At 55.5% G+C, this 9,999-nt stretch carries 6 protein-coding genes and 1 pseudogene; 1 reads left to right on the forward strand and 6 read right to left on the reverse strand.

Annotation, left to right across the window (positions count from 1 at the left end):
• Positions 1-295 precede the first annotated feature (295 nt).
• From ACERIT_RS14770 to ACERIT_RS14790, 5 genes are read right to left on the reverse strand one after another with little or no spacing between them, the layout of a single operon-like run.
• Positions 296-4,114, reverse strand: coding sequence for a PAS domain-containing protein (locus ACERIT_RS14770; RefSeq protein WP_373675627.1), 3,819 nt, complete (start codon positions 4,112-4,114; stop codon positions 296-298).
• Between the two features lie 26 nt (positions 4,115-4,140).
• Positions 4,141-5,178: an ATP-binding protein gene (locus ACERIT_RS14775; protein ID WP_373675628.1), complete on the reverse strand. Its 1,038-nt coding sequence runs from the start codon at positions 5,176-5,178 to the stop codon at positions 4,141-4,143.
• A gap of 19 nt (positions 5,179-5,197) precedes the next feature.
• Positions 5,198-5,602 (reverse strand): anti-sigma regulatory factor, encoded by a 405-nt coding sequence (locus tag ACERIT_RS14780; RefSeq protein WP_373675629.1) that lies wholly within the window; start codon positions 5,600-5,602, stop codon positions 5,198-5,200.
• The gene (locus ACERIT_RS14785; RefSeq protein WP_373675630.1) at positions 5,599-5,967 is read right to left on the reverse strand and encodes an STAS domain-containing protein; all 369 of its coding nucleotides are present in this window, start codon (positions 5,965-5,967) and stop codon (positions 5,599-5,601) included. Before ACERIT_RS14785 ends, ACERIT_RS14780 begins: the two co-directional genes overlap by 4 nt.
• Positions 5,967-6,746 (reverse strand): PAS domain S-box protein, encoded by a 780-nt coding sequence (locus tag ACERIT_RS14790; protein WP_373675631.1) that lies wholly within the window; start codon positions 6,744-6,746, stop codon positions 5,967-5,969. The genes ACERIT_RS14785 and ACERIT_RS14790 overlap by 1 nt, the downstream gene beginning before the upstream one ends.
• Positions 6,747-7,783: 1,037 nt before the next feature.
• On the opposite strand from ACERIT_RS14790, the gene ACERIT_RS14795 reads away from it, so the two are divergent.
• Positions 7,784-8,143, forward strand: coding sequence for an SAM hydroxide adenosyltransferase (locus ACERIT_RS14795; protein ID WP_373675632.1), 360 nt, complete (start codon positions 7,784-7,786; stop codon positions 8,141-8,143).
• A gap of 536 nt (positions 8,144-8,679) precedes the next feature.
• Here the strand turns inward: ACERIT_RS14795 and ACERIT_RS14800 are convergent.
• Positions 8,680-9,964: pseudogene (locus tag ACERIT_RS14800) on the reverse strand (hypothetical protein).
• Between the last annotated feature and the right edge of the window lie 35 nt (positions 9,965-9,999).

The following is a 9,999-nucleotide window of genomic DNA, read 5'->3' on the forward strand; positions in this document are numbered from 1 at the left end:
CATCGAGCGTTTTCGGACTCGTCATCGCGTGAACCCGCTGGAAACCGCCGTTCACACGCCGAACGGCACAAAGCCATGTGGATGCTCGTTCGACGAGAACCGGTGTCGGAGAGACAAGCTGCGACCGCGGATCCCAATGCATCTAAAATCGGTCCGATGCCGTCTCTCTCGGCAGGTGATCCCTGAAAGTGCCAAGGGCATTCTCTGGCTGTCAACGGGACGAGCTGGCCTCACTCCGATCGGCGAGGTCTGGGGTTCCTCGATACTCAATACCATCCCCGTGCTAGGAGAGATATCACCGCCCAGTGGACTGCTCCGAGTCCGTATCCTGCTTGCCGTCGGCCTCCTTCGACGAGGAGTGTGATTTGTCGGTATACTCGACACCCCTGAATTCGAATCGCGTCCCGCCCTCCTCCCCTGCAGAGACACCCACCTCCCAGCCGTGGGCGCCGGCGATCTGTTTCACGATATTCAAGCCGAGACCCGTGCCTCGATTAGTCGTGTATCCGGGTTCGAAGAGCTGATCACGTTCGCCTTCGGGAAAGCCGGATCCGTCGTCTTCGATGTAGAAGCCCTGGTCGGGGGCAAGGTTGCCGATGGTGACGGTCACGTCCTCCCCGCCGTGTTCGATCGCGTTTCGGAAGACGTTTTCCAGCAACTGTTTCAGTCGGGATCGATCGGCTTGAATGACCCGTTCGGTCGCGATGCTGATCTCGCCATCCGCCGTCTCCACGTTCCGCCAACAATTATCGCTGAGCGCCGCAAGAGTGATCGGCTCCAGGTCATCTATGGTCTGTCCCGCCCGAGCAAGCGCCAGTAAGCTATCGATGAGCGTCTCCATCCGCTCGTGAGCATGCTTGATATCGTCGAGATGCTCGCTTTCACACTCCTCGTTGGCCAACTGTAGCCGGCCTTGTGCAACGTTCAGTGGGTTCCGAAGGTCGTGTGACACGACGCTGGCAAAGTCGTCCAACCGCTCGTTTTGGCGTTCGAGTTCCCTCACATGGTGTTTGCGTTCGGAAATCTCGAGGCTGATCCCCATGATTCCGATGATCTCACCATCCTCGTTACGGTACGGGTATTTGTCATCGAGAAAGACGTGCTTTTCGCCATCCAGGAACCGGACCGCCTCCTCGGATATACCCTCGCCAGACTCGATAATCTGCTCGTCGACGGCTCGAATATCGGCTACGCTTTCAGCGTCGAACAGGTCCGCGTCGTGTTTCCCGATCACCTCCTCAACCGAGAGATCGAACAGTTCCGCACCGCTTTCATTGATGAATTGATAGGATCCGTCAGTATCTTTGATATAGATCGCATCCGAGGTGTTCTGAACGATCGTCTCCAGTTGTCGGTTTTTCTCCGCGAGCTCTCGCTCTCGCTCCCTATGCTCCGTGATATCTCGCGTCGCTCCGATCAATTGTTTGACAGACCCGTCCTCGATGAGCGGGGTCAGTTTCGTCTCCCAGAATCTCGATTCCCCATCAACGGGGACTTCCTCTACGTATCGAATCGTTTCTCGACGCTCCACACACTCGCGGTACCGTGACTCGATTTCGCTCCCGACCTCGTCACCGACCACTTCTCGAGGAGTCTTCCCGGTGATTTCGTCGCTTGGAACTCCCGTGACGTCTTCGTATCTCTCGTTGACACGCTGGATGCGAAATGCATGGTCATCGCCAACGTCTATGAGGAACAGTGCATCCTGGGTGTTCTGGACCACAGTCTCCGCTAGTTCCAACTCCTGTTCGCGCTCCTTGCGCTTGGTGATGTCTCGTCCTTCCGGAAGTAACAGAATAACATTATCCTGTTCATCGGTTATCGGTCGGATCGAGAAATCGATAATGGCGTTTTCCGCCCCGCCTTGCACCTCAACCTCATAGCGGACCAACTCGCCCGCTGCGGCGCGATTGATGGCATCCCGTACCTCTTGTTGGGTGGCGTCGTCTCGTTGCCACCAGTACACTTCCCAAAACGGCTTGCCGACGACATCCTCTCGGTCGAGATCGCCGAATTCGAGGGCCGACTCGTTCGCCTCAATAACTGTTCCGTCAGGTTCCAACAAGCCCGTAAATTGATACGTCTGGTTGAAAATTGCGTTGTAGCGACGTTCGCGCTCCTTGCGTTCCGTGATATCCTGACAAACAATGAGATGCAGACCGGGGACAATATCGCCCGTCGCCGTGCACTCGATGATTCGTTCGGATCCATCGGGACGAACGAGTGTGGTGATCGTCTGCTGCTGCCCAGATCCTTGAAGGGATGTCCAAAAGGTCTCGAAATCAAAGCTATCAACGGTGAATTCGTCGAACGATCGGCCCAGTATCTCTTGTTTTGGGAGACCGATGAGGTCGGCGGCACTTTCATTCACCCGGAGCGTCCGCCCGTTATCGTCGGCAACCACCAGCGTATCGGCTGTTTCCTCGAAGACGGCCTGGAATACATCCCCAAACTGCTGTGTGATCGACACCGTCTCACTGGTGCTGTCCGTGCCCACCGCAGACAGCGGGAGCGTTATCGTAATTCTGGTGCCCGCTTCGGAGACCGTCGTATCGATGGCTCCGTCGTGACCGGTGACGATCCAATAGACCATCCAGAGACCGAGCCCTTTTCCGTGGGTCAGCGGCTCTTCAGTCCCGGTCTCAAGCACCGTAGACTCCTGTTTGGGGAGCCCCGGACCGTTGTCGAACACTTCGATTTCGACCATCTCTTGGACCTCTTCAACGGAGACGGTTACCGTGGGGGCGTCCTCTGCATGCTTGCATGCGTTCTCGATCAACTCTCGGAGCGCTGCGCTGAAGTTCGGATACATCCGTACGGGCAGATCATCCGGTCCGGTGACTTCGACCGAAGCGTCAGGATAGTCAGCTTCGATATCCCGGATGGCCTTGCGGATCAACGTCATCATGTCGAACGTTTTGCGATCGGCCCCCTCCATGAGGAAGGCATCGAGTTCCGTCGACTTCTCAGCGAGAGACAGGACCCTGTCGATTGCGGAGGTGACAACGTCACCATCCATCGAATCGTCGTCGAGTTGATCTGCCATCCTGGTCGTGTAGCCACGGATGATGGTGAATTCGTTGCGAAGGTTGTGCCGGAAGATTCTCAGAAGAACCGTGTTGAGCTTCTGTTGCCGGATGAGGTCTTGTTCCCGTTTCTTCTGTTCGGTGATGTCGATGACTCCACCCCTGTAGCCGTCGATTTCTCCCTCATCGTTGGTGAGGGCGGTCACACTATCGGATACCCACCGGATCTCTCCGGTGGTAGTCCGGACTGGATATTCGAACTGATCGAGCTCTCCGACCGACCTGAGCGTTTCAGAATACGTCGCATACGTGTCTGCATCCACAAATACGTCGTCTTCGATACTGTCTACTGCCGTGCATAGCTCCTCCCCGCTCTCGTACCCGAGCAAGTCCGCAAACGCTGGATTCGCCATGGCATACTCGTCGAGTGTGTCGGTCGTCGTGTAGATCCCTTCGACGGCGGTTTCGAAGAGCCGCTGATATCGTTCCTCAAGTTCCGACGCAAGTTGCAGCGTGCCCTTGGTGGTTTTTTCCAGTTCTTTTTGCAGGGCCTCCTTCTCCTCGGTACGTTGTTCCAATCGGGTAGTTTCGATTGATCGGCCGAGGAGGCGCGCAATCAGTTCGATGAACATCTTCTCATCGGCACTAAAACCGTCCTCTCGGGGAGTTCGTTGGGTAAAACAGACGGTTCCGTAGACCTCTCCACGCACGAACATCGTAGTTCCGAGATAACAGTCGATGTCGTGTTCGTTGTAGGCCGGATCGTTCTGCCATCCCCGCTCTGAGGCATTTGAAACCGCAACGGGCGACGGCTCCTGTACCGTATGGCGACAGTAGGTTTTGCTGCGGTCGAGCGTGGTTCCTTCCGGGAGCAACTCGGAATCGTCGCCGACGCTGACGAGTATCTCAGCCGTTGTACTATCGCTGGGGTGGCGCTGGATATGTCCATTTGTGATCCCGAGGTACTCTCTGCCGATTGCAAGTACGCGCCGTTGTTTCTCTTCCAATGACAACTCGGCATTATCCATCACCTCATAGACACGATGGGTCGGTGGCTTTTCGTCCGCCGAGTCTTTCTCAATAGTCATATTTCCAAGAACCTCTGTATGTTTCGTCAGTCGTTGGTGTCGGTGACTACGAGCGCAGTCGCATCATCATCGGATTTGCCGTACTGTTTGAGCAACCGGTTTGCCATCGCGCCAGCCGATTCGTCTCCCCGTTCTCGTATTTCACTCCATTTCCACCTCGTCGAGATCCCATCAGAATACAACACCATCGTATATCCGGGATCCCAGTCTCGGGTGACTACGGATGCTCCCGGGTTGTTGCCCCCAACCACGCCACGCCGGACGACGAGCCCAGTCCATTCCGGACCGGATACCTTCACATTGATGTTCCCTATGTTTGCAAAGGTGAGCGTGTTCTCCGCCCAGTCAAACCGAGCCAGTGCCATCACGACGCCGCGAGTTCCCTTACACGCGCGGTCGGTTCCGCGAAATATCGACGCAAGCGGTCGCTCAGCGTGTGACTCGACATAGGTACGAGCTGTGGTCGCTGCTTGGTGGGCCCGGGATCCATGCCCGAGGCCGTCGATAACGCCCACTAGGGTCTTATCGTTCCATGTCTTGGCGATGAACGCATCACCGTTGGATTGTTCGCTGGAGATGGCCCGTGATGCAGCCCCAATCGAGACCGGGCTGGGTTTCGTTGTTTCATATTCTGGTGTCAGCCACCGATCCGCCACCAGCCGTGTTCCAGAAGCGGGTCCGTCAGGGGTCGTGACCTCGATCTCGTCCATGGTTTGATTGATGATGGAGAGGCCGAGGCCAAGCGATCCGGCAGTCGAGGAGCCCGTCGTGAACGCCGCCTCAATGTCCTGAATCCCGGGGCCAGAATCCACTGATTCCAGCCGAATACCCGTCTGTGACTCTGCCACAATTTCTTTGATCGAGAGTGTTCCTCCTCCAGCATGTGTCTGCAGGTTGGTCGCCAGTTCCGTTGCAACAACTCCCAGTTCCGTGCTGATATCGCTCTCGAACCCGATCTCGGCGGCAGTCCGTTTTACCGTATGTTTAGCTCGTGAGGCATCAGCCGATTCGGAAACATCGATGTCGATTTCGGTAGCGACAACGAGGTCGGCAGGTCCACTCATTGGGGTCACCTCCGTCCCGTCATGAGCGCCACTTTTTGACCATGACCGTTGTTCCTTCACCTTGTTCGGTCTCGATCTCCATGGCGTCCATGAGCGTCTGTGTTCCGGACAGACCACGACCCAGACCATCCGAAGTCGAAAACTCTCCGTTGAGGGCCGCGTCGGGATCCTCGATGCCCGGCCCGTTATCCTCAAAGATAAACGTGAGTCCGGTTTGGTCGTTGTCGGTGATCTGTCGCCATTTCATCGTTCCCTCACCGGCATAGAGGTGGACGTTCCGGGCGAGTTCGGAGACAGCCGTGACGATCCGAGTGATATCCGTAGTGTCAAACCCGATTTGTTCCGCGGCGTTTCGGGCTTGCTGACGAGTCTGGAGAATATCAGTTTCGGATCTGATCTCTACCCGACCGGAGCCATCACTCATTGTGGATCCCAACTCACACCTAACATTTCGAGTGCGTGATCAGTCGATCGGGCGGTCTCAACGGCATCCAATTGATATCCGAGTTCGGCAGCAGTCACAGCAACTTCTGGACGGATTCCGGCGATTACTGTGGTTCCGCCCATGAGTTCGATCATCTGGGCCGTCTCCGAGATATGCCGGGCGAAAAACGAATCCATCAGTTGCACATTGGACACGTCGAGGATGATACCTTCTGGCTGTGAGATTTCCATCTTCTCTAAGATGGTCTCTTGTAACTCGTCGACCACCGGATCAGTCGGATTGTCAGGAAACGTCCCCAACAGGACGTCGTAGATTCGAACGACGTTCGCACTACTTGCCGACATCAGTCGAACGACACCTCCTCAATTTCGAGCGCGGTTTTGAGGCCGTCCTGGAGTGACGACTGTGTTTCCACGTCGAATCCGATTCCGAGTTGGACGAGCGTCTGGGAAATCTCAGGATTGAGGCCCGTAATGATCGTCTTGCCACCCATCAGTTTGACGGCGTGGATCGTGTCGATCAGATGTTGGGCGGTCTGGGTGTCAACCGCCTCCGCGCCAGTAATGTCGATGATCGCGACGGAGGCCTCCGTCTCGGAAATCCGTTCCAGGAGCTTTTCAGTGAAGTCTTGGGCTTGTGCCGAGTCGAGCTTGCCGATGATCGTCGAAAGCAAAATCCCGTTCCAGATCTCGACGATTGGAACTGACATCTGCTGGAGTTCTTCGGCCATCGACTGTTGAACCTCTCGTTGCCGATTTCGCTCGGTGATATCCCGACCGATACCGACGATCGCTTTGAGGCTCCCGTCCTCGTTTTCAAGAGGGGTCCATTGGAATTCGTATGGAATTCGGTCCCCCGTCTTGGTTTCGAGGGCTGTGTCGAGCGTGACTGCCGTCCGATCGTCGGTGACGGTCTCGATAGCCGTACTCATCTCCTCGCGCTCTTCCTCGGGGACAAGATCGGGGGGCTCAAGGTTCGTGATCTCGTCGTCGGCGTAGCCGGTAACGTTCGTGAATTGATCGTTCCACTCTACGTACTCTCCGTCGGGAGTGAATACGTAGAACGGGTCGTTGAGCGTGTTGACAGCGTCGGCGAGTAATTCGGAAGCCACAGGAGAAGTCACAAATACATTGTCTTCGTCCTGATGCATAAGAATGGTGGCTATGCGAACTGTTCACAGGCGCTGCGTTCCCTTTCTCAAGGAACAATGCAGGCCGAAGCCGAGTAGCGTTACCGAGACAGTCCTGCCTGTGGGTTGGAAGGGGGAAGAGGCGCGAACGCGGTCGTCAGACGTAGTCTGATGGGCAGCACAATTGTGATTTTGCGACGACATGGAACGGCCTTTCTCGCGGTCTACGTCCGGATGGAAGAGACTCGCCCTGATTTTGGCACGCCAGACCACTCGCGCCAGCACTGTGATCCCCTGCGCGCGTCCTCGACGACATTAGTGCAGGCGACACCTGAAGACGGGAAATTCCCCTTTGGCGGTCCAATACTGTATTGTGGTATATTCAAATCCAAAAAGATAGGATACTGCCCATTGGTATTATGAATGATGACAGAACGAGAGGTCTATATCGAGGCGATTGATCGGCGGCCGGTTGACGATCAAGCGATAGAAATCGTCGAACGCGTTACTGATCGGTTACTGCTCGAGAAGTAGGAAACGTCACCGACATCATACCACGAGTTATCGACGGCGAACTGACGACGTTTTGACCACCCAACGAAGATCCACACGTTCCACGCAATATGTTCATCCACCTACTCGCGGACTATGGAAAGTCAGATCCGGCCTTCTCCGAGGTTGTCCACCGACTAAAACACGAACTGCCGGATGCTGATATACAACAGACGGCGGTTCCACCGTTGTCGACTATCGCGACAGGGTTCTGGATCGAACAGCTCGGTCTCCATAACCCTCCATTCGAGGATCTCCTGCTGTATTCGAACACTGCTCCGCGGACGGACGTGGCTGGCCCACGTCGAAATAATGAGGGTGGGGCATTGTGCTATCTGGAACTGGAGAACGGGGTTCCCGTTGTCGCAGTTGACGTCGGATACAACCTCTCCTTCGTCAGGGAGAACGTCCAGGAATTCCGAGAGATCGACGTTCCAACGAAGGGTTCACAGTTCCGTTCCCGCGATTACTTTCCGACAATGGTTGCTGAACTGGCACGGGGAGAGAGGGACTCACTCGGGACAAAACGCTCCGTTGAAGACGTGCCTGCCAAGCCCCAAAACACGGTCTGTCACGTCGATGGGTATGGAAATATCAAGACCTCCATTCGAGCATCCGAATTCGATCCGAACGGTGATCACGTCACAGTCGAACTCAACTCCCGGAGCAGAGAGGTAGCCGTGAAAGATGGCGTGTTCGCGGTACCGGAGGGAACCATCACGATAGCACCGGGGTCAACAGGAGGCGACGATCAGTACCTTGAGATCTTCTTACGGGGGGGCTCGGCCGCGGATGCGTTTGGACATCCAACCCCTGGTGCTTCAATCACGATTCAGTGAGTACTGACATAATTAACCGCAGAACCGAGTAGTCCACCCACAAACAGACCGGATCTTGTCCAATAGGGAACGCACGTTCCCGAGGAGCGCCCCTACGATCGCACCTCCGACTGTTCCCCACGTATTGTTATTGCGGCCAGCCCACACCACATTTCTCGTATTCCGGGTACCCGACCCGAAGACGTACTTGAGAATCTCTTTCGGACTTCTCATTCCGATCCAATCGGAAGCATGACGCAAGCAAAAACCTATCGTCGGTGAGACATTTCTGGACTTATTCGATCAGCTGGACTCCAAAGACGGAGTCCCGTTCAGCAATCTTGGCATTCGGAACTACGGAGATACTGGAAGTTGAGACTACAGCGGGTATAGCCGGCCTGTGATGCGTGGTATCGACCGAATCGATGAGTGGAATCTGTTTCAGATCGCTTTCTGAACGGCCGCTCTTGTTCCACAGGCAACTATTCCAGCGGATTTCCGAGACTCTGGATAGTGTCGCCACTCAGACGGCACGCTATTACCGAGAGAGATCCTCGCTATCCGATTCCCGTTTCCTTCTTCACCAGCGTCAGCGTGTTATCTGCTGTCACAATGGGCGAGTGTTCGTACTCACCGGTTAATTCGACCTGTACAAGCAGGTCCACAGCCCGCCAGATCGAGTACAGGAGACACGCAAACGCGAAGTAGAAGAACCGCAGGCCGAAATGCTTCGACGTTGTGGCGGCCATGAACCGCTTGATCGATTCGCCGAACTGGCCGCGCATCAAGCACGAGTGGAACAGCGTTGCCGACCGACTGAACCGTCGCCCACTGGTAGGCGTATTCGTCGGTCTTCTCTTTCGTCCCGATAATCTCGTCCTCGTGGTCCGTCCTATCGCCTGTGAAGGGGTCGGCCTCAGTGATGTCGATGGCGACAATCCCTGCGCGGAAGAACTCCTCCGTCTCTGCGACCTCGTCGATGAGGTACCGGCTCGCCTGTCGATACATTTCTCGAATCTGCTGGATCGATAGATCCCGAATGTGGTCGCGATGAGCGTGTCCGAGTGGTGTCCGTTCTCGCGTTGACTCGTAGGTGAAACTACGAGCACCCTCGTTGGCGGCCAAGTTCTCACGGAGCCCGAGATAGGTTTGTAAGCCCCAGTAGGCGTTCTCGTGGATCTCACAGCCGTCTCCTCGATCTAGCGAGAACGCGGAGAAGACGACCCGATTGAGATGTTCGGTGATCGCCTCGCTTTTGTCGAGAATAGCTTGGTTGTCAGGGTCTGATTCATTTGCGTCGTCGCTCCGAAACGGGAGGTTCTGGTCTGCTTCACGAGGAACAGTAACATTCGCGTTCTGTGCTTTGATGAGGATCGCTCGAGCCGCATTCTGAACTGTTTCACGCAAATCTCGCGTGAAGCGCTTGTTCCAGCTGCGCCACAGTGTCGATTGATCAGGAACCGTCCTCAATTCTAAGCGTTCACAGAGTGCAGGATGGTTATCAAGGTACTCAAGGAGTGCTGTTTCGTGCTCCCACCCGTGAAGTTCTTTCAGCAAGAACAGGCGAAAGAGGATGCCCATTTCGTAGTGTGTCGAACTCCTGTAGCGGTCATGGGGGCTGAATCTGAAATAGGCAATCGGAAGATCGCAAACGAACTCATCAACCGAATTGTGGGCGTCGTGTCTGAACCACCGTTCGGAAACCGTGCGAACGTCTGATTCCAGTCCTGCCAGCGAGGTCCGATCGTACAACAGCGTCGAATCGTACACCAGCCACTCAATGTACGTTCCTCGGGCGATCCGGCGAAAGACAGTGCGACGAGACTCACGACTTGAAGCCACGAGGCAATACTGAACACGTTAGGCTCAAAATCGCC

Source organism: Halopenitus sp. H-Gu1 (assembly GCF_041821145.1).
GTDB lineage: Archaea > Halobacteriota > Halobacteria > Halobacteriales > Haloferacaceae > Halopenitus.